Genomic DNA, 23,496 nt, shown 5'->3' with positions numbered 1-23,496 from the left:
CTCAAGCTCACTAGAACGGCGATAAACGCTAGCCCCCTTAGCGCTTGCAGACTTCCTGCCGCAGTTGCTCTGCCGACAGCTTGATCATTTTGCCGTTCTCCACCAGCACCACCGAGGTATTGGTTTGTATGGCCACAAAACGGGCCGACTGTGCAGCGCGTTCCAAGGCGGCCAAGGAAGCCCGCAAGTCCGGATTTTTTGCTTTGGAAATATCTTCTTTATTCATCTTTCTCTCCCCACTCCAGCAAGACTGGCACACTGCCCGCGTTATCGTATAAAACCCAGTCATCCACGGTGTCCCGATAATGATGCAGGAAGTTCTTCATGCCAGCCGCAAAGCGGCGACGAATGACGGCTTCGGGAATATTATGCCCACCTTGCCGAACCCGTTCTGCCACCCGTGCGATCGCCATCTCCGCATCGGGCAGACTTAAAAAATACAGACTGACTCTATAACCGAGTGCCTGCCACTGTTGAATATGGCGGACATACGCCTGGCCGGACAAGGTTGTCTCCAGCGCAAAACTCTCGCCCAGACGAACCGCTTCTTTGAGCTCGTCGAGCATCAGGCGTCCAGCTTTGATGGCAGCACTCTCTGGCGCAAACGGCGATAAGCCGGCCGCGATCAGGTCGGCATTGATAAAACGTGGCACCTCCGCCTCAACTGGAAGGAAAGAGCGCGCAAACGTCGTCTTGCCTGCCCCGTTCGGGCCAGCAATGATCAAAATCTTTTTGCTCTTGCCCGTCTCAGCGATGTTGCCAGACATAAATACACCTAAACAATGTCCTCATTGATTAGATTTGTATCATAGATTGGCGAAAAGGCCAGCCGGAAGCCCCCGGCGCAGCCTGCCCGGCAGCAATAAACCCGGTTTCAGTGCGGCGGGCCGGCTTTCCGAAGACAGCAGCCCCTCTTCAGAAAAGCCGGCGAAGCGACCTTTCGTTCAGCGCACGCCGCACTTGATTTAGGGGCGTTTTTTCAAGGGGCAGCTCTTTAGGCCAAGCATGGTGTACAACGGGCAAAACCCCACCAGACCCGTAATGAGCGGAATCAGACCCAGCCAGCCCCACCAACCAATCACGTTGGTCACTGCCAGGACGATCAACACCAGCCCGACAACGATACGAGCGATACGATCCAAACCACCTACATTGCTTTTCATGGCTCATCCTTTCAACACAAGAAACAAGAAAAAACGCGGCGGGCAATGACCTGCGTAACGGGCATTGTCACCCGCCCTGTTTTCTGCCGCCTACAGGCTCAGGGACAGAAAATATCTTTCAGGGTGCCAATCAGTCTGGCGACATTCGGGTCTTCAATTCGGTAGTAGAGCGTCTGGGCCTGTCGTCTATAGCTGACCAAGCCCTCCTGCCGCATCCGAGCAAGATGCTGTGACAAAGCCGATGGGCTAAGTGCCACCATCTCGTTCAAGGCGCCCACACTCATCTCTCCTTGCTGAATTAACAAACACAAGATGACCAAGCGCTTAGGGTTGCCAACAGCCTGCAACAAGGCAGCAGCTTGTTGCGCGCTCTCTTGCAAAAGCTCAATGTCGGATTTGCGTTGGATCATGATTTTGCGAAGGTTTCAGACTTGTTAATTTAGTTAATACTTAATTTAGCATATACTCAATTAAAGAAGTCATTAAGGACGGCATTTTTCTTTTCTTCCATCCCAAGGGAGTGACCCATGAGTGAAACCAGCTACAAGCAGTTGACCCACACCATTTCCGGCAATCTGGCCCAGTTGCGTCAGACACAGCCCGAGGTCATGAAAGGCTTTGGAGACCTTGGCAAGGCGGCCATGGCAGGCGGGGTTGTTGATGCCAAAACCAAAGAACTGATCGCCTTGGCTATTGGTGTGGCCACCCGCTGCGAAGGATGCATAGGCTTTCATAGCAAGGCACTGGCGCAGATGAATGCCAGTCTGGAAGAAGTCCATGAAGCACTGGGGGTAGCGATTTACATGGGCGGTGGTCCCTCTGTCATGTATGCCGCCAATGCGGTGGCGGCTTTCAATGAGTTCAAGTCTTGAACCATAAACCAGGAGAACGGTAATGCCTAAACCCGCTGCTTTCGTATCGACGCTATTTCATGCACAGGGCAATCCCGACAAAGTGACCGTGGCTCTGACCATGGCGCTCAATGCCGTTCAGAAAGGACATAGCGCCTGCCTGATTCTGATGGCTGAAGGGGTCGCCCTGGGAGTACCCGGTGCCGCCGAACCTATCCATATTGGCGCACCCTTTGAACCGGCCGCAGATCTATTAAAGAAGTATCTGGAGCAAGGTGGGCGCGTGGCCGTGTGCAAGTCCTGCATGCTGCATAACGGCCTGAGCGCCGAGCAGATGGACCCGCGTTTTGAGATTATTACCGCACCGGATGTGATCGACCTGCTGATGGGTGCGACCGGGTCTTTACAGATTTCCTGACCCACCGCATCGTCCAATGCAACGCAGGCCAAAACCCATTCTGTGTTTTGGCCTGTTCTTTCTTGAAGACAGGATATCGATATCACGTAGGGCAATCGTACGTGGCACCCTCGTTTTCTGGACCGGCCTTACACAAAGAAACGTACACCATCGATATCGCGGCCCCCCGCAATCACGCAAGGGGCAAGCAAGCGACCTATCCGTCTATCAAGCCAAATGCGCCAGCAAAGCCTCCAGTAAAAAGAAGCTGGCGCAAGCCGACTCCACTAACTCCGACTGCCCCGGCGCAACCTGATAAAGATGCCCCACAAAACGCCCTGTCTCACTTAACTCGGGCGTCAGCAAGGCATCCAGATACAGGCGCGATTGCTCGTGCAGCCATTGTTGCTCCGGCAGAATCTGCCACAGCTCGTACATTGCCAAAGAAGCAATCGCCCAGGCTGAACGGTCTACCGGGCTCAGTGGGGACTCTTGCGTCAAAAAGCCATTCGCAAACTTCCCCCAACGCTCGTGCCAATATCGGCAGGCATTCAGGGCTGCTTGAGCATAGGACTTTCTGTCATACAAGCGCGTTGCGGTTGCCATGCCCAACATGGCCCAGGCCTGCCCTCGTTGCCAGGTTTCAGCGCCCTGCTCGGCCAGTACATCGTTCCCGCGTAGCAAGACCGTATCCCGCCAGGCTCCGCTACGCTTTTGCAAGTAACGCAGGCAGGCATCCACATGCCATTGCCCAAACTGACGCGCCACCGGCCCGCCCTGCGCATCCAGCACCAAGAGCGTAGGAGCCAGAGCATCCACATTCAAAATGTGATTGCCCGCTTCCCCGCCCCCCATCCCGGAACCCAAGGGCCAGAAGCCGCTGGAGGCATCAAAGCTGTTCAGCAGAGCTTGTGCAGCCTGATCGACATTGGCTTCGGCCTCTCTATCCCCATGCCAGATGCTGCCCAGGCCAGAGCCATACCAGAACACAAAGCTGCGATTGATGCTGGGCTCTTCCAGCCAGACTTGCAGCTTCTGGCTCCAGTTCAGCGCCTGTTCCCTATCCTGCTCCTGACCGCTGATCAAAGCGCGTCGCCACCACAACCCTGCCCAGAACCCTCCCAACCAGGAGCCACGTCGCGACAAGGTCCATTGCTCGGACGAGGACTGTCTGAACAAGGGAAACTGCTCCCCACATTGCTCGGCAACCTGGTCCATATTCGCAAAGATGGACGCTATGCTGGCTGATCCCAATACATCTACAGACATCCCATCATTACCCTTTTGCCATACGACGAACCTGGTACAGAATCAGGCACAACAAGCTGGCGCACACCAGAATGCCCATCAAAAAAGGCCAGGCAGCAGCAAAGCCCTCGGGCGAGCGCAGCAACACGCCAAACAGTGGCGGGCCAAAGGCAAAGCCGCCAAAGAACCCGACGGACAGCAGCCCTGCCGTACGAGCCGGTGCCCCAAAGCGGGCATCTCGCAGCAACATGCTCATGGCAATTGCATTGGTCGCCACCAGGGTCAGGCCAATGGCCAGCACCCCGGCTCCCAAGGGCCAGAGCCTGTCCGGCGCGGCCATCATCATCAGCAACAAGGCCACAATTGGGATGACAAACAGGATGCCCAGCAACAAGGTTTCATCACCAAAGCGGGCAGCGATAGGCGTCAAGAGCACTCGGGACACAATCCCCATCACCCCAAAGCCACTGACCAGCATCCCTATCCAGTACGGCGACACGCCCAGCTGCTGCGCAAAAACACCCAGAAAAGTGATGAAGGACGACAGCACCAGACCCGCGCACAGCTGAATGGCCATCAACAGCCAAATCTGTTGGCTGGGCCAGGGCAGGCGCCAGGACATACTGCCAGCTGCGGTGCTGGCTCTGGCCGGCAAAAGCTGCAAGGCAAAGTAGGACAGGCACAGCATGGCGGGCACCCACACCACAAACGCTCCCCGCCACCCCAGCTTGTAGGCCAGGGTGGGCAAGACCAGACCGGCCAGCAAAGCCGAAGCCTGCACGCCGGACTGCTTGATACCGACCAACCCGGCCTTGCGCTCTGCCGGTACCAACTGGGCAATGGCCTGATTGGTCACCGGGTTGGCCAAGGACTGCGCCAGGCCGCACAAGAGCAAGGCCGTCAGCACACCCCAGAAACCCGGCAACACCGCAATCAGGCTAAAGGACATGGCCACCAGCAGGAACAACAAAAACAAACCGTGCCGATTGCCCATGCGCTGCACCAAGGCCCCCGCCCACGGCGAGAGCAAGGCAGCCAGACCAAAGGTGCTGGTGGTCAACCAACCCAGTTGCTCGCGCGAGATGCCCAGATCCTGAATGATTTGCGGGCCCAGGACGCCGATGGCGTAGAACACCATCATGGGCATGCCCATCGCCAGAGTCATCAAACTGGCCAGCACCCAAGGGGAACGACTTGCCCGTGTCGATAGCATCATGCGACTGCCTTGTTCATGTCTGCCGTCTCCTGAATGGCGTAGTGGGCTTGCAGCAAGTGCTTGCCGACCGTGCTGATCAAGGCATCGTCCGCCCCATCCAGAATATGCGTAGTACGTGCTGCCCGGTAGATGCCAGACAAGGGACTCCAATCCGCCAGCCCTTCTGCCCCCATGATCTGGATAGCGGAATCTGCCGCCTCGCTGACCGCATCCGACGCCGCCAGCTTGGCCACATTCACCTCAACGGAATTGGGCAAGCCCGCATCGAACTTGACGGCGGCTTCACGCAGCAAGCACCGAGCCGAGGTAATGGCGCGATACACCTGATAGACTCGTGCCCGAACCAGTTGCTTGTCCGCCAGACGGGCCAGTTCTCCGCGCTCCGAATGAATGCGTTCGCACATGATTTCAAAGCTGCGTTGCGCCAAGCCCAGCCATTGCACGGATCGCAAAATACGCCCCAAGGCCAGACGCTTTTGCATCAGGGCAATGCCCTGTCCGGCGCTACCCAGAACATGGTCCTCCGGCACGGTCACATTGTTGAACAGCAGCTCGTTCTGCCCTTGATAACGCCCCAGCAAAGGCAAGGGACGTACGACTTTAAATCCCGCCGCATCCGTGGGCACAATCACCATGGACAAGGACTCATTCACGGGACCGTCCGCGCTGCGCGCCACCACGGTCGCGAAGCTGGCCTGTTGCGCCCGACAAATAAACCACTTGCGGCCATTCACATGCCATTGCCCGTCTTTCAGGCGAGCCTGACATTGCATGGTGGCCGGAATCGAACCAATGCTGTCCGGCTCGGACATGGCATAGCTGGACACTGCATCCCCCTTGAGCAAGGGCGTCAGAAAGCGCTGTTTGACGCTGGCCGAGCCATGATGGCTCAACATATACGCATCCAGCGTGGCATCTGCCCCGAAAATGTCAGGGCCATATTCAGAGCGTCCTTCCTGTTCGGCCACAGGCAGGTACTCAACCAAACTGGCGATCCGACCACCACGATGCATGGGGTAGAAACTGCCGAACAAACCCGCCTGTTGAGCACGACGCGTCAGGTCCAAAGTCAGCTCGCGGGCCAGATTATCCCCCTGGGCCAGAATGCCCTCGTTAGGGATGATCTCGGTATCCACAAACTGCCGCAGCTTGCGGCTCAAGGCCGCGCTGGAAATGGCAAGGTGATTCATGCTGCTATCCCCGCTGCAGTCTTGGCCCCAGAGTCCAATGCAGCAGCATCAGCGGCCAAGGCGCGCTTGTCGATCTTGCCTGCAGGCGTCAGCGGCAGGCTGCGGTAAAAGCGCAGATACTCCGGCAGCTTGTTCACTTCCAGCCCCTGCTCACGCAAGAAGTCGGTAATCTCTTTCAGGGAGAAACGTGGCACGCCTTCACGCACCGTCACGCACAAGCAAATACGCTGGCCCAGATCCGCGTCGGGAACCGGCACGCAAGCCACAGTGACTACATCCGGGTGAGCCATGACCAGGCCTTCAATTTGCACCGGGCTGATGTTCGCGCCACCACGAATGATGATGTCTTTCTTGCGACCTGCCAGCACCAACTGCCCTTGGGCATTGATGTAACCCAGATCGCCCGTTTTCACCCAACCCTGTTCGTCCCGATACTGGGCATCCAGTTCCGGGGCGTTCACATATTGCATGGGGCTCAAAGGACCACGAGCGGTAATTTCGCCTACCTCGCCTTGCGGCACCTCGGCACCCTCATCATCAATCAGACGGATCTCGCACACTTGCGGATTGGGGGTCCCCACACTGCTCAAGACCACGTCGATGGGATCGTCCAGCGTGTTGTGGCAGTTCACCCCATCGGCCGAGCCGTACAGACTGATAAAGCCGCAATCAAACGCTTCCACGCAACGACGCACCGTGGCTTCATCAATCACTGAACCACCCACAATCAAGCCGCGCAAGCTGGCTTTATCGGCCTTCTCCAGCTCGGGCGCTGCCGCAATACGCTGGAACATGGTGGGCACGCCCAGAATAAAGCTGGGTTTGAAGGCATTGATGGCGGCAATCGCGCTAGGCACATCAAACTTGGGCAAGACCACCAAAGAACCACCCAACCAGCACAGCACGCCAAAGGTGGCCGTAGAGCCAAATGAAGAACCCAGCGGCACCAGATACATGCCCCGGAACTCCACATCATTGGGGGAAATGCGTTGCAGGAATCGGCCACGTCCGCCCACCAGGGCATTATGCGAATAGGCCACCAGCTTGGGTTCGGACTCCGTGCCGGAGGACACCAGCAAACGCACTGGCGAATTAGGAGACACCTCGGGCAACTCGGACAAGGCCAGGGGTTCGCCCTCGAACAGGGAATCCAAAGTCATCCAGCCCGGACGCGATGGGCCTTGCACAATCAGGACACGTAAGGACAGCAGCGTAGGTCGCAAGGACTCGATCACTTCGCACAAATCAATGCCTGCATATTCATGCGGCACAATCACCGCCCGTGCATCGCAACGACGCACCAGCGACTGAATATCCAGCTTGCCCCGTCCGGGTGGGAAAGGCGCAACAATCGCCCCCAAAGCCGCGGCGGCCAGGTCAATGGCGCAGCACACCCAATGGTTGCTGAGCTGATACGCCACCACGTCGCCCGCCATAATCCCTGCACGACGCAAGCTGCCTGCCAGACGCAGAGCCGCGTCCATCAAGGCGCTATAACTGATATTGCCTTCGGGCGAGAGCACCGCCAGTTTGTCCGGATGAGCCTGAGCTTTTTCCGCAAACAGCGTAAAGACCGGCTTATTCGGGTAGGTACCGTCCTCTATCCAGCGTTGGCGCAATGACGCAGGGACCAGATCGATGATGCCAGCGTGATTCATAAAAACCTCCAGGGAGAATTAACAGACGAATAGCCCTTGTCATGGAAATGGGACGCCAGGCGTGGATCAGCACGCAGTTGCGCCAGATTGCTATGGACGCGGCGGGCCGGTACGCCCAGCACATCCAGTTGCGTTTCCAGGCTACGGGCAGACTGGGACAGAAGACGATCCGGCAAGACCGTCCAGACGGCATCGGGCGACACATTCAACCACCCGGCCAGGGCATGCAGATGCGTTTGATCCTGACAGTCGATGACGATGAAGCCCTCGCCCGTCTGGAACACCGCCGACACGCCGGTTTTACTGATGGGAGAAACGGCCTGGGCCAGATGATCGGCCGTGGCCAGCAAAGAGCTGTCGACCCGCAAGCCCGACCCGCTCAGGCCCCGGCGCAGCAAGGCGGCACTGATACCCAGCGCGGCCATCACCCCGCCCAGCACATCCAGCACCGTAAACAAAGACCCACCCCGTGCATCCGAGGTTTGAGAAATGGTGTGAGCAATGCCCGACCAGGCTTGCACCGTGAAGTCCGTACCCGGCGCGTCCACTTGCTCCTGGCCCCAACCGCCCGCATAGGCGTAGACCAGATCCGGGCGCACTGCGTGCAGGTCCTGGGCATCCAGTTGCAGCTCGGCCGCCTTGCCGGGTGCCCAGTTATGCAGAAATACATCAGACTGGCTCACCAATTCGTAAATGGCCTGGCGGCCTTGAGCCGATTTGATGTCCACTTCCTGCACCGTCTTGAATTGATTGAGCGCATCAAAGCGCACCGAGCAGCCATCCACGCACGGCGGCATGGCACGCAAGGGATCACCACCGGGCGGTTCCAGACGAATCACTTCCGCCCCCAGCAGCGCCAGCAAGTGACCGGCAATAGGCCCTTGAATCCGACGGCAGGACTCCACCACCCGCAAACCACGCAGGGGCAAATCGGCCTTGGACGGCAAGGTGCTCAATGAGCCGGGCGCGGCATGACTCTGATGCTGCCACAGACCGGCCAAGGCCGCGTAATCACTATCGCTCTGGCGTTGAGCCGGTGTACGTACCGGCAAGATGGCCATGCCGGTCTGCAAGGCCAGTTCCTGCAAACGGGCAAAGTTCAGGGCTTGCAGACTGCTTAAACATGCCGCTGGCATAGGGCACACCGCCTTGGCATAGCGCAGCAAAAACGCTTTCCAGGCCTGACCAGCCAGATCGGCCGGTACGCCCACTGCTTCCCAAAAAGCGCGCCAGGGTCGCGGGTCCAAGGTTTCCAGTTCAAAGACCACGCCGTCTTGCGAAACAAAGGGGGGCCGCAAGCCGGGATCGTAACTACCCGCCAATAACTGTTCGGGATCTTGAGCCGCCGTTGCCCCGGCCAGATACTGCCCGATACTGAGCAGGCCACAGCCCAAGGGCGAAACCGACACCGTAGAGAAACGCCCGCCGCGCAATTGGCCCAAGGCCGCCGCCAAGGTCGCTTGCAGGGTCATGGCTGAACTGAGCACGGCCAGATAATCCAGGCCCAGCGTGCCCGACAGGCCACTGGAGCGTCCATGCACGGACAAGATACCGCTGGCAGCCTGCATGCTCAGCTCGCTGATCGCGGCTTGCGTCATGCCGCCCGCCTCGGTTTCCAGATGCGTGCTAATCGTTCCAAAATCAGGCGAATACAGGCTGAATGCTGCTTCGTCTTGATGGCCTGCGGATTGTCCTTGTTCAGATAAACCCAGCAATCGAGCCTGACGGCTCAAGGCAGCAGGCAAGCCCGGCCAATACGGGGGCTGTGAGCCCATCTGCCAACGTAATCCGCAGCCATGTAGTAATTCAGACATAGTTCCAAACCAGAGTGATGCGCACGCCAAGTGCTGATTGCAGAAACCAGCACTTGCACCATGAAAATCCAGACCAGATGGTCTTAGCCCCCTGCTACGGCAGGCAGTACAGTCAGGCAGTCGCCAGCACGAGTAGTGGTTTTCAGGCCATCACTGAAACGGATGTCCTCTTCGTTCACGTAAATATTCACGAAACGGTGCAGGTCTTCGCCGCTCATCAGGCGCGCCTTGATGCCGGGAAACTGGCCTTCAAGATGCTCGATCACTTCGCCTACCGAAGCGCCCTGGGCCTGGACTTTCTTCTCGCCGTTCGTCAGTGGACGCAGCAAGGTCGGAATAGAGACTGAAATGGACATGCTTAAAACTCCTTTGAAATAGTGGTTTCCAACAGCCGTGACACACGCTCCCCTTGGGGGAGCGACGCTGCTCCCTAGACAATCACGATGGTTTCTTCGGTCACACCGCCGTCGATAATCCGGAAGGATCGAACCGGCACGGTGGCCTGATCCCAGGTGGACACGATCAAGTAATGCAGTTCGGGATGGCCCGCAAAATCAATGTCATCCTTGCTCGGGAAAGCCTGGCTGGCGGTATGAGAGTGATAGATCACGCAACACTCCTGATCGTCCTCATCCAGACGGCGGTAGACCTGAAATTGCTCACGCGAATCGAACTGATAAAGCACCTCCGAGGCCGCCCGGTTTTGCATGGGCAGCACACGCTCGGCCACCAGCGAACCCTCCTTGGCGGCGATCAGTCCGCATGCCTCGATGGGGTGATCCTGCTTGGCATGATTCAGAACTTGCTCCAGAGCAGAACGACGAATCTGCAAGGCCATAATGTGCTTCCTCCCGAACTTAGTAAGACGCCAATTCGGGAGCGACCTGCTCCACCCAAGCCAGCACGCCGCCTTCCAGATTGCGCACCTTGGGGGCCTTCAACTTGATCAGCTCTTCGCACACGGTCCTGGAACGCGCACCGGAGCGGCACGAAATCACCAGATCCGCATTCGGACCAAAGGCAGCCAGAATCTCGGCGGCGACGGTGGGCGATTTGGGCATCAGAATCGCGCCAGGAATATTCACGATTTCCCATTCATTGGGATCGCGCACGTCCACCAGGACAGGGGCCTGCTCTTGGTCCAGCCGTTCTTTCAGCTCCAGCACAGTCATGACAGGCACGGGGATGGCCATGGCATCAGCCGGTGGATTCAGGCCGCAGAAGGTTTGGTAATCGCCCAGCTCGGTCACGGGCTTGCGATTGGGCAGGCGGCGGATGGGCAGTTCGCGGTAGCACATATCCAGTGCGTCATAAGCGATCAGGCGGCCGATCAAAGGATCGCCAATGCCGGTAATCAGCTTGATGGCTTCGGTGGACATGATGGAGGCAATCGAGGCGCACAAGACACCGAACACACCGCCCTGCGCGCAAGACGGAGCCAGCTCGGGCGGTGGGGGCTCGGGGTACAGGTCGCGGTAGTTCAAACCTATGCCACCGGGCGCGTTTTCCCAGAACACCGAGACCTGGCCTTCAAAGCGGAAGATCGAACCCCAGACATAGGGTTTATCGGCCAGCATGCACGCATCATTGACCAGATAGCGGGTCGCAAAGTTGTCAGTGCCGTCCAGAATCAGGTCGTAGCGCGAGAACAGCTCGACCGCCATGTCAGGTTCCAATCTGTCGGTATACGTTTCTACCTTGATATGGGGGTTGAGCTTGTGAATCGCACGCTTGGCGCTTTCCACTTTCAGCTCGTCAATGCTGTCTACGGTGTGAATGATCTGGCGCTGCAAATTGGATTCATCCACCCGGTCAAAGTCGATGATGCCCAGTGTGCCCACCCCGGCTGCGGCCAAGTACAGCAAGGTGGGCGAACCCAGCCCCCCTGCCCCGATAACCAGCACTTTGGCATTTTTGATGCGGCGCTGGCCTTCCATGCCCACATTGGGAATCAAGAGGTGACGGCTATAACGGTTAAGCTCTTCGCGGCTCAAAGGCTCACCGGGCTCAACTAATGGGGGCAAGGTCATAATGACTCCTGGTTAAATACATATGAATACGAACAAGACTTATTCTCAAATATGACCGAAAATGACACAATAGCCTTTGGGTTCTAATTTCTATGCGAAACGGAGCAAAAACGATGAACGCCAGCGCAACCTGCACACGCTGGCGTTTTCAGACCCTGACTTACTGGCTACGCAGCAAAACTTCGGTGCTGGCACCGACGCTGTGGCGAACGCGCCAAGCCAGTACAAAGGCGAACAGAACACCCAAGGTGAGCACGCCCAGCATGACAAGCTGACCGAAACGGTCCAGCACGATGCCGGCGACAATGGGAACGGCCATACGGGCCAAGGTGAAGATGGTCGACTGCAAACCGTAGTCCGATGCATTGCGCTGTCTACGGGTAAAGAACATGGTCAGCCCAAAAAGCAATGCCGACACAGCCCCCATGCTGGCCGCAATCAACAGGGCGCTGCTGATCAGCCACACCGGCCCCAGCTTGGCCCAGACGGAAACCATCAACAGAATCAGGGACAGCAAGGCCGCCAGCAGATAAATCGGAATGGCACGCGCGGCACCCAGAAATGAGGCCAAACGTCCGCCAATCAGGCTGAACACGGCACCGGTAATGCCACCGGCAATCCCGACCGTCCAGGCCACCTCTTCCAAAGGCATGCCCTGGTCCAGCATCAAGGGTTTCAGGTAAAACCAGACAGCGCCAATAAAGGGAAAACTGGTCAGTAGCAAGCTGGTCCACTGCTTGGCCCCTTCCTGCCCGAAGAAGCTGACCCAATCGGCGACGAAACCGGGTGGTGCCTGCTCGGTCTCAGCCGCTTGCAAACCGGCTTTGGAACGCAAAAAGACAAAGGGCAAACAACCAATCACCAGCCCCAGGCCCATCAAGGCAAACGGTGCCTGCCAACCCCAACGGGCCTGCACCAGCACCATCACCCCCGCCCCGACGATCGCGCCCAGAAACAAGGCGGCAGAACGAATACTGCCTGCACGCAACTGCTCGTCACGCGGCAGGTATTGCACCGCCAAGGCATTCAAGGGGATGTCCATCCAGGTCGCCACAATGCTGATGGCAAAGGTCAGGGCAAACAGCAGGGTTCGCTGATCAATCAGATTCTCGCGGCCTATGCCTACATACAAAGCCAACAACAAGACCGCCATCAACCACAGCCAATGCACAAAATGTCCGCCACCCAGGCGGACACGCTGCACCGGCATGGCCAGCACCAGCTTGAAAATGGCGGGCAAGGCCGCCAGCTGGAACAAGCCTATCTCGGTGCCGGACCAGCCATGCTGTCGCATCACCAGGGGCATACCCAGCATCAGGTAAATACTGGGGACGGCCAGCACCAGATTCATCCAGCCAAACAGCAGTTGCGCCCCCCATGCTTTCCACGTCTTCATTCTCATCACCCTTTGCACGCCTTGCGCGCAATCAATGCAGTGACGGGCGCAACCGGAAAGCGCACCTCATCAAACTGCTGAACATCATCAAATCCGGCTTGTTCCAGCAACTGGGCCAACTGCCCTTCCGGCAGCACATGGCGGCCTTGCATGCGCATATGCAGGTAGTAGTGCAAAATCCGTTTGGCCTTGCTGACCTCGGTATGCACTTCGGCGTGACAGCACACCAGCACCCCACCGGGGCGCAGCGCGCGATACAGACGGGCCAGCAAAGCAGGAATATCCGGTACAAAATGCAGCACGGAAGAGCACCAGATCAGGTCATAATCCGCCCCGAAATCGTCCACCAGCAGATCACCGGCCAAGGTGCTGACACGCGCTTCCAGACCGGCACCAAGAATTTTTTGCTGGGCAACAACCGCCGCCGCTTCGTAGTCGAACACCACGGCATTCAAGTCCTGCTGCTGTTGCGCCAAGGCGATGGCTACCAGTCCTGGCCCACCACCCAAATCCAGCAGACGTTGCGCCTGCCAGAACTCCGGCACGGCTCCAAAAATTTCACAGGCCACCTCGGCCGTCACCGCCGTTTGTTCCTGGGCAATTTGTGAACGTGCCGCCGCTGCCCAGCCTTGCTGAATCAATGCCGGATCCGCTGGAGGCGATTTGCCATTACGCAGCAGCTCATCGAGCTGATTGCCCACCTGACGCAAGACGCCATGCCGAAACAGCAAGGCATCGCCACAATATTGCGCCGAACCCGGATTCAGATAACGCGCCGTTTGCGGCAGGCTGCGATAGCGTCGCGGACAGGTCCACTGACACTCCAGCAGCTCCAGACTCCACAGCAACTCCAGCAGGTAGGCGGTGTTGTCGGCGTCCCACTTGAGCACAAGCGCAAGTTCCTCCGCAGCGATAAACTGATCCAGATGCGCAAACACGCCATACCCCAAAGCCAGATTCAAGGCATCTGCACTTAAACCCGCCAATTGCGCGTCCCAACAGGCTTGCAGAGCATGCGACTCCAGCAATTGCTCCGACAAAACGACTTCTCCTAGCGATCGATCCAGCACTGTTTTTTACCTCCGTGAATTTCACAATGGCCCTTCCCTCTGCCATCACAGCTAGAAATGATATATATTTAATGAGAATTATTTGCATTAAGATCTATGCTGAACGGAGCAATTCATATGCGAGGCGCTTTTAGCAGGAGAAATGATGAACACGCGCAAATTTGGCTATCGCTTAACCACGGATGAACCCAGGTCATGCCGCGCTCTGAGCGATGGCCGAGTCCGGCTGCAACTACCCGAAGAACTGGGCCACTGCTATTCCGAATGCGTGGAACTGGAACAAGGGTTCTTGTTGGGCCGCTTGCACTATCACCCCAGCCGATCGCTGGTTGAAGAGAGCAACGGCCCGCACGCGGGCCGTGTCATTGTGGTGACGGTGGGTCTGCAAGGACAGTCGGCCTATCAGGGTCGGGAGAGCTCAGATCTGCTGTTCAAGGCAGGCCATACCACGGTGACGGCTTTTCGATCCCTGCGGGGGGAACGCCACTATCAAGAGGACCAGTCCGTATCGCAATTACGGCTGGTCATCAGCGAGGCGGCCTTGAACAAATACGTGGGCCCGGAACGCGCCACCCAGTTGATGGATTGCGTGGGACTGCACCGTCTGTCCTTTCATGCCAGCAGCCAGGCCACCATGGCCCATGCGGCGGCACTGGCACGCTATATGCAGCCGTGCACCCCGGAGCAGCCCATTCATCACCACAGGCTGAATCTGCAAATCCATGCACTCAGCTTGCTGGCCGAGCAGTTCAACCGCCTGGCCCCACCCGACGCCCCCAACAGCGCCCCGCTGTCGGTGGATGATATTCAACGGGTCGAGCGAGCACGCGATTTGCTCAGCTCGCAACTGGACCAGCAAATCACGGTGGAGTATCTGGCCACGACGGTAGGCATTAACGAGCACAAACTTAAAGAAGGTTTTCGTTATCTGTACGACAACACGCCTATCGGCCTGCTGCTTGAACTGCGTATGCGCAAAGCCTATACCTTGCTGGAGTCCGGCCAACAAGTGGCCCAGGCCGCCTGGCAAGTCGGCTACAAATACCCCAATAATTTTTCCGTCGCCTTTACGCGCTACTTTGGCCGCTCACCCAAATCCATTTTTGGCAACAAGCGCGCCTAAACCTTTGTATTTCCGCTGTTTTCGGCCTCTGCACCCATAGAGGCCCGCCCTTCTTTCGGGCCGCCCCCCTGCGGCCCTCTCCCTGAAAAGTTCTCCTCCTGCTTTGACAAATTCCTGCAGTTGCCGCGGATTTCCGGTCCTGCATAGGAATTGCTCCGTCCTGCATACCAATCTAAGTGATAATTATTCTCATTAACGTGAATAATATCCCCGTGCCTTTCCTCACCTTTTGAGACAAGGGGTGAGCCTGGCCAGCAAACGGGAAGTACTTCCCCACGACAGATTGTTATTTTTCGCACGGAGCCCTGGTTCGTTTTATGTCCGCTACCCTTTCACCCTACACAAAAAAACACGCGCTCAAGCCGCTGGTGTATGCCTTGATTCTGGCCTCCTGGGCCGGGCAGACACAGGCCCAAAGCGTGGGCAGCGCCCCACCCTCCTCCCGTCAGGACGAGAGCCAGGAAGACACGGACAGAGCCACTCGTCTGGACACTATTACCGTCGTACGTGAAACCCGCGATGAGGCGGGTAAAACCGATGTATTCGAGAAAGACGTCTCCAATGTGTACGCCGGCAAGGAAGAGATCGAGCTGTACAAGGGCAGCTCCGTGGGGGATTTGTTCAAGGGCCTGAACGGGGTGTATGCGGGGGACTCGCGCAATAGCGGCGCGCTGGACCCGAACATTCGCGGTATTCAGGGTGAAGGCCGTATTCCCCTGACGATTGACGGAACAGAACAGGCAACATCAGTCTGGCTGGGACCGGCCGGGGTCGCCAACCGCAACTATGTTGATCCCAATATGATCAGCAGCATTCTGGTGGAAAAAGGCGTGTCGGCAACGTCGGGAGCTAGCGGGATTGGCGGATCGGTGCAGATCCGCACGCTGCAGGTTGAAGATATTGTCAAACCGGGCGAGACCTTCGGGATCGAGCTGAAGGCGGAGACGGCGACGAATTCGACCAAGCCGAATGAACGGGCTTTTGGGATTTTCGGAAAGGACTATCGCGATATTCCGGGAGCAACCTTTCATAAAGGTGGCACGAATGGTGTTGTTCTACCTGACAACATCTCGCCAGACCGTATGCCGAAAGTCGGAAATAGCGGCAAGAACTTCAATTTTGAAGACCACTCCTATCGCCTGGCCATCGCCACACAGCAAGAAAATTTTGACCTGCTCGCCGCATACAGCTACCGCAGTCGCGGCAACTATTACAGCGGTAAAAAAGGTAGCAACAAGTACGAGAACGACACCTGGCGAGAGGACGCAAATAGCGACTACAACCCGTCGTATTCCTTCCCCAGAGTAAGTTACATCGCCAAGTACTACCGTCCTGGTGAAGAAGTTCTGAACACATCCAGCGAACTGGAAACCACGCTACTGAAAGGCACGTTGCGCCTGCCTCACGATCAAGCCATTGATATGAGCTATATGCGCAGCAACCATACCTTTGGCGAGAACGTGCCCTGGAACGTGGTCTGGGCCATCCACGCCCTGGATGGCCAGGGTGAAAAAAAGCTTCTCCAAACCGAAAACCCCTATAGCAAGGTCAAACAAGACACCTGGAACCTGAACTACTCCTGGAATCCCGAGGGCAACCGTTTCATCAACTTGAAGGCCGGAGCCTGGATTACCCAAAGCGATAGTGAGCGTCATCAGAATGGCGACATCATTTATGGGATTCAAGGCCAAGGTCTTAATTACGGACGCGATGGGGACTGGGACAACTACACAAATTGCCATGTCCTGGGCACAAATGGTTCTGAATGCGCTTGGGTACCTCCTACCGCTCCAGAAAAGCTGCCCAATACAGATGGGCGTTTCAACATCATCCCCAGAGCTTTGCAAATTACCGACCATAGGCGTAGTGGGCTGAACCTTAGCAACGCCATGACTTTGCATCCAACTCTGGATCTGAGCTTATCGGCTGATTTCACACGAGAAAAACTCAAGCAGCACGACGCTTCGGAGAAGCTCGAGAACCTGAACGAACTGACCTGGGGTGTGAACCATATGGGGCCTCGTTCAGGCACCCGCCAGCAATGGAATTTTGGTTTTAACTTCGACTGGCGGCCTGTGGACTGGCTTCAGGTGAATGCTGGCGCACGCTATAGCGACTACTGGTCGTACGACGACAAACTGGCCGAAATGCGTGGTCAGCAGCATAAGGACTGGGCTATTCAGCCTGCCCTGAAAGGCTACAACTATCAAGTTCAGCGTCTGATGACTGATCAGGAAGCCACCTTGGTTGAGAACAAGATCATTCAAAACCTGACTCCTTTGTATGAACAATACAAAGAAGAGTGGCAAACGATGTACGACTTCGACCCAAGCATGGTTGACGGCCCGCTGATGCCTCCAGAAGAGTTCATGAGTGACCAGCTTCAACGCGGAAAGATCAACGGGTATCGCTACACCAATGAAGATATCTACGTCCCCTCTGGAACAACGCACAAAGGCTTTACTGCCAACAACCCATTTACCAATGGCGCGATCGACGTCACAGAACAAGTTACAGACGCTCAAGGCCAGGCAGGTCCTGTCGATAAATATATTGCTTCACCTAGCAATCGCAAGCCGGTATATCAAGACGAATCTGAAATACCCAATAAATGGGAAGAGCCTAAAAAACAAAAAGACCATGCTTGGGTTCCTCACATCGGACTAACAGCCTTCGTTACAGACGATATTCGTCTTTATGCCCGGTACAACGAATTTGTACGCTTTCCAAGCCTGTTCGAGTCCTCCATGGCCTTGGCTGGCGGCAGCAAACGCTCGACCGGAGCAGCGAATCGTCCTGAGCATGCCTACAACTGGGAAATCGGCTATGTCCACAATCTGAGCAGCTACTTCCCAAGCCTGGAATATGCAGACGTCAAGATCAATTACTTCAACAACCGAATCAAAGACTATATAGACCGGGACTGGGACTTCAATACCGTGCAGTTTGACGAGAAAAAGATGTCCGGTATTGAACTGCAAGCTCGCGTGGATAGCGGTAAATACTTTGCGAACTTTGGCGGCACATACCGCTTGAAGCAACAGCTCTGCGACGCCGACTACGCCCAGACGTTTATGCCCATCCCCGGAGCCGCAGGAAGCGACACCATTCCTGCCTGCGTTGATGGAGGCTTCCCTCGCACCTTTGCCAGAACCAGTCTGCAACCGCAGTACTCCTTGAACCTGGATGTCGGTGCACGCTTGCTGGAAAAGAAACTATTGCTTGGCGCACGTGCGGTGTATCACAGCGCCGCAAAAAACAAAGATGAAGCCCATTTTGGCCTTGGCTGGGGATTGAACAGAGCGAACTACTGGAACCCCATTCTGGTCTTTGATGCCTACGCCAGCTATCAGGTGCAGAAGAACCTGAATGTGGACGTGGCGATCAGCAATCTAACCAATCAGTACTACCTGGACCCCATGGCCCGCACCTCTCTTCCGGCCCCTGGACGAACAGTGCGCGTCGGTATGACGGCACGTTTTTAAGTTAATCGGTTTTTTTGGTCGTTTTCGTAAAAACGCCCTTTTTCTTCACTTAATGGAGTTCGTAATGAAAGCAAGTCTGAATGTACAAAAACTGGCTATTGTTTCGGCTTTCCTGCTGGCCTCCGCCAGCAGCTTCGCTGCCCCGGTAGCTGGTGGCTCCTCGAAAGCATTTGTAGTGGCGGATAAGCCGTCCACAATGATGGCTCAAGGCGAAGCTGGTATCTCCATGCCAGGTACTGACCCATATGACGCCACCAAACAATCGGGTGTGGTGAGCTTTAAAAGCGGTCCCATTTGGCAAACGAACACCGTTCTGGGTAATGTAGACGGACATGGCTACATTGAAATGCCCGTTGGCACCAAAATCTCCGAGACTTGGCGCCACACGATTAGCAGCGGTGTAGGTGCTGGTACCCAAATCTACGCCTACCGCCAAATGAACACCCCCTTGGAGAATTACCCGCACTTTGGTGGTGAAGTCGTTGCCAAGGTTCCGGGGCAAGAAGTGTATTTTGGTGAGTGGGCTCCACGTGTAGCCAACCCAAGCCAAGGTAGCAGCACCGATCTGAATATGAACCATGCTGATCGCACCGTGTTCTACACAGGTGAAAACCCAACTACGGCCATGCCTAACCTGGTCGACGTGAAATACAATGTAGTGGGTGTACGCAAGTTTGACCCTGCTACCAACGGCGGTGTCTTCAGCAGCACGTTGACCGCAAATTACGGCGGCGGCAGCGGCACGCTGGCTGGTAGCCTTGGAGGTATCACTTTCACGGGTACCACTATTCACTCCAATGGCACCTTCGATAAAACCTTCACCAACTCGGCGGAAATCAAAGGCCAGTTCTACGGCGCAGCCGCTGACGCCTTGGCAGGCATCTACTACAACCCTGCCAACGGTGCCAACGACATGGCCTTCGGCGGTGCAAAACAGTAATCCGCCTCTGACAACACGCTAGTGTTGTCATAAGAAAAGGGGGATCGACAGGCTCGATCCCCTTTCTCTCCGGACCCTGCGTCCATATCTCCCCTTTTTCTTGCAAGGTTTTCATTCATGCATGGGCGAGCCCTTCCCCTTTTGTGCCTGCTGCTGGCCATGGCATCCAGCGCGGTGCAAGCCAACGACGACGATACGCGCCGGCTTCTGAATCAAATCGACCGCAATCTGAACGAACGCGAGCGCTCCCATTTAGTGGAAGAAACCCCGCCCGATGTGGACCCATCGGCCCTGATCACCATCAACGGCACAACCTATAGCGTCGATGCCACACTGACCGATCTGGAGCCAGCCATTTATGTCGCCATCAATCTGCAGCAGTGGGCCAAGGTGGATCAGTTTGTAGAAAAGTATCAGGAGCTGCCCGGCCACAACCCTGCCCTAGTGCTGATGGCTCAAGGGATGGTGGCCCGTAGCAAGGATAATCACAGCCTGGCGATCAGCAAGCTGCGCCAGGCTCAGGAAAGCGATCCCAATATGATGCGCGCCAAACTGGAGCTGGCCCGAGTACTGTTCGAGGACTATCAATCCAGCGAAGCCAAGGAGCTGTTCAGCCAGATTTCCTCTGCCGGTATTCCTGATGAAGTACGGCCCGTAATTGAAGGCTTCCAGGGTGCCTTGCAGGACCGCAATGCCTGGCACGGTTCCGCCTCGATTGGCTTGGGCTACAACAGCAATATCAACAAAGAAAACGGCCAGCAAGACACCTTCTTTACCTGCTATTTCTTTGGGTGCTTTCCGTCGGTGCGCAAGATGCCGGACCCGGTCAAATCCACCGCCATGGTCTACGACCTGACCTTGAACCGGCGTTTCCAGCTAAGCGGCAACCACAACCTACTACTGCGCGGCCTGAGCTACGGCAATCTCTACGACAAGCACAAGGAAGCCGAGCCCAAGAATATTTATTACAGCGACAACACCAGCATTATTTACGCGGGCTACAACTATCAGGACGCTAAAAACGATCTGTCGATTACGCCCTTGTTCGAGAACAATTACACCAACCGTCGCACCAGCTATCAGTCCTGGGGCGGGCGCGTGGACTGGAAGCACAATCTTAGCGACAGGCTGCAAGTAGGCGTGAATGCCCAGCATAAGAGCCTGTCCTACAAAGGCGATTTACGGCAGTACTTTGAAGGCGTCAAAGAGAACCAGATAGGCTTGTACGGCTCGTATCTGATTGACGCCAAAACCGTAGTCTACGGGGGCCTGAATTACACCCGCAATCTGCAGTCTCAGCAAACCGCGCAAAGCCGCAGCTATATGGCGAACCTGGGAATTTACAGGGCCTTTGATGCAGGCTTTAACATCAACGCCACGGCACTGTACCGGCAGACCCGTCACGATGCCCAAGACTTGTTCCTGGGTGGGCTGCGCAAGGACCGCCAGCAGATTTATATCCTGAACGTGGGCATGCCACGCTTTGCGTTCCAAGGCATTACGCCCAATCTGTATCTGAAGCACACCTTCAACAACAGCAACATCGACTGGGCTTTCAAATACAAGCAAACCGAAGTCGCGCTGAAGATGGAAAAGCGGTTTTAAACCAAAGTTCCGTTGGACTTATCGCATCCCCTCTTTTCGCCCTTCAGGTGAGCACTGAGAAGTGAGCGGAACGATATCGTTTTTGAACGGCAAGCCTCGCCCCACGTGCAACAGAAAGGCTTTGCCATCACCCCTCCACAATTTGATGCAAGGGCTCATCGCCAAGCCATGGCGTGCCCAGCGGTCTTAGCCGTCAAGCGAATCGGAAAGGAAGAATAATCAGGGCTTGTTCTTGCGATCAAGACGCCCACAAGCATGCGACCATGAACTGCTTTGCAAGGCACACCGCGCTGCTTGCGGGTCGCTTATGCCAAGCGCAATGGTGTCCCCTGTGGCCCGATACCAAAAACCACACAAAGCGCCGCGCAAAAAACCCGCAGACCATCAGCCGGGATATAGTCGAGCAATCGATTTTCCTTAGCAGACAGACCACTTACCCCTTGGAGTCTTTCCCATGTTTGGCCAAGAAAAAGAAACCAGCTCTGACAGCAACTCTCAACACAGCGCTTTCCTGGAAGAAAAAGCCTTCCGCGCCCGCACAGTGCTGGTCTTTGGCACCATCACGGACAAACTCGCCTCGGAAACCGTGCGCAAGCTGCTGGCTCTGGATGCGGAGTCCACCGCCCCTATCACCATGATCGTGTCCTCGCCCGGCGGCCATCTGGAATCGGGCGATGCCATCCATGATGTAGTGCGTTTTATTTCCTCGCCTGTCACCATGGTCGGGACGGGTTGGGTCGGCAGTGCCGCTACCCACCTGTTCCTCGGTGCGGCTCGCGAGCGTCGTGTTTGCCTGCCCCAAACCCGTTTTCTGATTCACCAGCCCAGTGGTGGCGCCGGCGGTCAGGCCAGCGATATGGCCATTCAAGCGCAAGAAATCATGAAAGCGCGCGAACGTATCGCTCAAGTGATTGCCCGTGAAACCGGCCAGCCTATCGAGCGTGTACGTGACGATATCGAACGTGACAAATGGATGAGTGCCGAGGAAGCCATTGAATATGGCCTGATCTCGCGCATTATCGAACGCCGTAACGAGCTGCTGCCCTCTCAAGCGTAAACCCCTCCCCGCCCTGCGGGACGGGGAGTGCGTGTTGCGGACATTTCCTACCGCGATGCCGTATCAGGCCCCTCGCCCACACACCAGGATGCTCTACAGACTCAGGTATCCTGGCCGCGAACCCTGCCCCTCATCAAGCAGCCCCGTGAGGACACGTTGAAATTTGGTGCCTTATAGCTGACACAGACCTCATCAGGCCGCTGTGTATTTTATAATATACTTTTGCCCATGCGCGCCCTGGGTCCTCGTCTCGTTTGTCGCAAGCTCGGAGTCTGGCAAATTCTGTTTTGCCTGGCTGTGCTGGCTTACGTGGGTCGCGCCTTTATCCCGGCCGGCTATATGCCTGCCAGTCCGTCCCACAGCAAGGGCTTTGCCATTACCTTTTGTACGGCAAGCCATTCCACCCCTACGCTCTGGATTGATCTGTTCGACCAAGAGGGCCAGGCAGACCCCGACACGCCTCACCCTGAGCAGGACTGCCCCTTTGGCATGGCGGTTTCTGCCGCTTTACTGCCTGCCCTGGATGCACCGGCTCTACATAATCTGATTCGGTATCGGGCCGTGTTGCTGGACGATACGCATCGGGCCTGGTCGCCGTTACTGGCACAAGGCCCGCCCTTAGGCTCACGCGCCCCACCCTTTTAGCCTCGCCGATGGTTTCCCCGTTCCGTGACGGTTTGCACTTTTCTATCCAGCCGAGGTTTTTAATGTCGATTTTTTCCACGTCTTCCCGTGCCATTGCGGGCATGGCAGCGATGCTGTTCGCTTCGGGCGCTGTTGCCCACATTTCACTGCTCACCGAGCAAGCCCCCGTGGGCAGCAGCTATAAGGCCATTCTGACGGTTCCGCATGGCTGCAAAGGCTCTGCCACCACCAAAATCCGTGTCCGTGTTCCCGACGGTGTAGTGGGCGTCAAACCCCAGCCCAAGGCCGGTTGGACACTGGAAACCGTGAAGGGTGATTACACGCAAAGCTACACCCGTTGGGGCGCCAAAGTCAGCTCGGGGGTCCAGGAAGTGATTTGGGCTGGTGGCCCATTGCCAGACGATCATTACGACGAATTTGTCTTCATCAGCTATTTGAGCGACGAACTCCAACCCAACAGCACGCTCCATTTCCCGGTCGTTCAGGAATGTGAGCAAGGACTGGAGCGCTGGATCGATCAGACTGAGTCCGGTTCACGACCGACAAAAGATCATTCGGACGCCCCCGCGCCGGCATTGCAGCTATTGCCCAAACCGTAAGCCCAGGTA

The 23,496-nt window shown here is 56.6% G+C and carries 23 protein-coding genes; 9 read left to right on the top strand and 14 right to left on the bottom strand.

The features are described 5' to 3' along the window. Positions 1-37: 37 nt before the first annotated feature. From ACOZ42_RS07190 to ACOZ42_RS07175, 4 genes are all read right to left on the bottom strand, one after another. Entirely contained in the window at positions 38-226 is a 189-nt protein-coding gene (locus tag ACOZ42_RS07190; RefSeq protein ID WP_003801236.1) for a hypothetical protein, read from the bottom strand. Then, on the bottom strand, positions 219-767 hold the full coding sequence (locus tag ACOZ42_RS07185; protein WP_003801238.1) for a zeta toxin family protein: 549 nt from the start codon (positions 765-767) through the stop codon (positions 219-221). The genes ACOZ42_RS07190 and ACOZ42_RS07185 overlap by 8 nt, the downstream gene beginning before the upstream one ends. Before the next feature lie 198 nt (positions 768-965). Further along, positions 966-1,163, bottom strand: a complete 198-nt coding sequence (locus ACOZ42_RS07180) for a YgaP family membrane protein (RefSeq protein WP_003801241.1) — start codon at positions 1,161-1,163, stop codon at positions 966-968. Positions 1,164-1,261: 98 nt separating this feature from the next. Continuing rightward, the gene (locus ACOZ42_RS07175) at positions 1,262-1,573 is read right to left on the bottom strand and encodes an ArsR/SmtB family transcription factor (RefSeq protein WP_003801242.1); all 312 of its coding nucleotides are present in this window, start codon (positions 1,571-1,573) and stop codon (positions 1,262-1,264) included. A 117-nt stretch (positions 1,574-1,690) separates the two neighbouring features. On the opposite strand from ACOZ42_RS07175, the gene ACOZ42_RS07170 reads away from it, so the two are divergent. Both ACOZ42_RS07170 and ACOZ42_RS07165 read left to right on the top strand, forming a co-directional pair. Then, positions 1,691-2,035 (top strand): carboxymuconolactone decarboxylase family protein, encoded by a 345-nt coding sequence (locus tag ACOZ42_RS07170; protein ID WP_131071645.1) that lies wholly within the window; start codon positions 1,691-1,693, stop codon positions 2,033-2,035. A 22-nt stretch (positions 2,036-2,057) separates the two neighbouring features. Beyond that, entirely contained in the window at positions 2,058-2,432 is a 375-nt protein-coding gene (locus ACOZ42_RS07165; protein ID WP_003801247.1) for a DsrE family protein, read from the top strand. Positions 2,433-2,639: 207 nt separating this feature from the next. On the opposite strand, the gene ACOZ42_RS07160 is transcribed toward ACOZ42_RS07165, so the two are convergent. The 10 genes from ACOZ42_RS07160 to ACOZ42_RS07115 form a co-directional block, all read right to left on the bottom strand. Further along, positions 2,640-3,680: a hypothetical protein gene (locus ACOZ42_RS07160; RefSeq protein WP_426345749.1), complete on the bottom strand. Its 1,041-nt coding sequence runs from the start codon at positions 3,678-3,680 to the stop codon at positions 2,640-2,642. 7 nt (positions 3,681-3,687) lie between these two features. Next, positions 3,688-4,875 carry a CynX/NimT family MFS transporter gene (locus ACOZ42_RS07155; protein ID WP_426345748.1) on the bottom strand — a complete coding sequence of 396 codons (1,188 nt, stop codon included), beginning with the start codon at positions 4,873-4,875 and terminating at the stop codon, positions 3,688-3,690. Then, complete coding sequence (locus ACOZ42_RS07150; protein WP_426345747.1) at positions 4,872-6,065, bottom strand: acyl-CoA dehydrogenase family protein; 1,194 nt, start codon at positions 6,063-6,065, stop codon at positions 4,872-4,874. The genes ACOZ42_RS07155 and ACOZ42_RS07150 overlap by 4 nt, the downstream gene beginning before the upstream one ends. Beyond that, positions 6,062-7,723: an AMP-binding protein gene (locus ACOZ42_RS07145; protein WP_426345746.1), complete on the bottom strand. Its 1,662-nt coding sequence runs from the start codon at positions 7,721-7,723 to the stop codon at positions 6,062-6,064. Before ACOZ42_RS07145 ends, ACOZ42_RS07150 begins: the two co-directional genes overlap by 4 nt. Then, positions 7,720-9,537: a CoA transferase gene (locus ACOZ42_RS07140; RefSeq protein ID WP_426345745.1), complete on the bottom strand. Its 1,818-nt coding sequence runs from the start codon at positions 9,535-9,537 to the stop codon at positions 7,720-7,722. The genes ACOZ42_RS07145 and ACOZ42_RS07140 overlap by 4 nt, the downstream gene beginning before the upstream one ends. Positions 9,538-9,620: 83 nt before the next feature. Then, positions 9,621-9,893: a MoaD/ThiS family protein gene (locus tag ACOZ42_RS07135; protein ID WP_083053687.1), complete on the bottom strand. Its 273-nt coding sequence runs from the start codon at positions 9,891-9,893 to the stop codon at positions 9,621-9,623. 74 nt (positions 9,894-9,967) lie between these two features. Next, complete coding sequence (locus tag ACOZ42_RS07130) at positions 9,968-10,375, bottom strand: Mov34/MPN/PAD-1 family protein (RefSeq protein WP_426345744.1); 408 nt, start codon at positions 10,373-10,375, stop codon at positions 9,968-9,970. Between the two features lie 19 nt (positions 10,376-10,394). Beyond that, positions 10,395-11,567: a molybdopterin-synthase adenylyltransferase MoeB gene (gene moeB, locus ACOZ42_RS07125; protein ID WP_426345743.1), complete on the bottom strand. Its 1,173-nt coding sequence runs from the start codon at positions 11,565-11,567 to the stop codon at positions 10,395-10,397. 160 nt (positions 11,568-11,727) lie between these two features. Further along, entirely contained in the window at positions 11,728-12,963 is a 1,236-nt protein-coding gene (locus tag ACOZ42_RS07120) for an MFS transporter (RefSeq protein ID WP_426345742.1), read from the bottom strand. A 5-nt stretch (positions 12,964-12,968) separates the two neighbouring features. Then, positions 12,969-14,003 (bottom strand): class I SAM-dependent methyltransferase, encoded by a 1,035-nt coding sequence (locus tag ACOZ42_RS07115; RefSeq protein ID WP_426345741.1) that lies wholly within the window; start codon positions 14,001-14,003, stop codon positions 12,969-12,971. 175 nt (positions 14,004-14,178) lie between these two features. Here ACOZ42_RS07115 and ACOZ42_RS07110 point away from each other — a divergent pair, with 175 nt between their 5' ends. The 7 genes from ACOZ42_RS07110 to ACOZ42_RS07080 all read left to right on the top strand — a co-directional run bounded on the left by ACOZ42_RS07110 (position 14,179) and on the right by ACOZ42_RS07080 (position 23,487). Next, the gene (locus ACOZ42_RS07110; protein WP_021446683.1) at positions 14,179-15,156 is read left to right on the top strand and encodes a helix-turn-helix domain-containing protein; all 978 of its coding nucleotides are present in this window, start codon (positions 14,179-14,181) and stop codon (positions 15,154-15,156) included. A 317-nt stretch (positions 15,157-15,473) separates the two neighbouring features. Next, positions 15,474-18,641 (top strand): TonB-dependent receptor domain-containing protein, encoded by a 3,168-nt coding sequence (locus ACOZ42_RS07105; RefSeq protein ID WP_426345740.1) that lies wholly within the window; start codon positions 15,474-15,476, stop codon positions 18,639-18,641. Positions 18,642-18,705: 64 nt separating this feature from the next. Beyond that, on the top strand, positions 18,706-19,581 hold the full coding sequence (locus tag ACOZ42_RS07100) for a Slam-dependent surface lipoprotein (RefSeq protein ID WP_257113323.1): 876 nt from the start codon (positions 18,706-18,708) through the stop codon (positions 19,579-19,581). A 117-nt stretch (positions 19,582-19,698) separates the two neighbouring features. Next, positions 19,699-21,186, top strand: a complete 1,488-nt coding sequence (locus tag ACOZ42_RS07095; protein WP_426345739.1) for a surface lipoprotein assembly modifier — start codon at positions 19,699-19,701, stop codon at positions 21,184-21,186. A gap of 454 nt (positions 21,187-21,640) precedes the next feature. Then, positions 21,641-22,243, top strand: a complete 603-nt coding sequence (locus ACOZ42_RS07090; protein ID WP_131071644.1) for an ATP-dependent Clp protease proteolytic subunit — start codon at positions 21,641-21,643, stop codon at positions 22,241-22,243. Between the two features lie 228 nt (positions 22,244-22,471). Beyond that, positions 22,472-22,888: a DUF2946 domain-containing protein gene (locus tag ACOZ42_RS07085; protein ID WP_415302294.1), complete on the top strand. Its 417-nt coding sequence runs from the start codon at positions 22,472-22,474 to the stop codon at positions 22,886-22,888. 62 nt (positions 22,889-22,950) lie between these two features. Further along, positions 22,951-23,487 carry a YcnI family protein gene (locus tag ACOZ42_RS07080; protein ID WP_003801280.1) on the top strand — a complete coding sequence of 179 codons (537 nt, stop codon included), beginning with the start codon at positions 22,951-22,953 and terminating at the stop codon, positions 23,485-23,487. Positions 23,488-23,496 lie beyond the last annotated feature (9 nt).

The organism is Alcaligenes sp. HNGD-HTN06 (assembly GCF_049932565.1).
In the GTDB taxonomy this organism is placed as follows: domain Bacteria; phylum Pseudomonadota; class Gammaproteobacteria; order Burkholderiales; family Burkholderiaceae_B; genus Alcaligenes; species Alcaligenes ammonioxydans.
The sequence above is the reverse complement of the archived record's forward strand: the minus strand, read 5'-3'. Positions and strand labels throughout refer to the sequence as shown.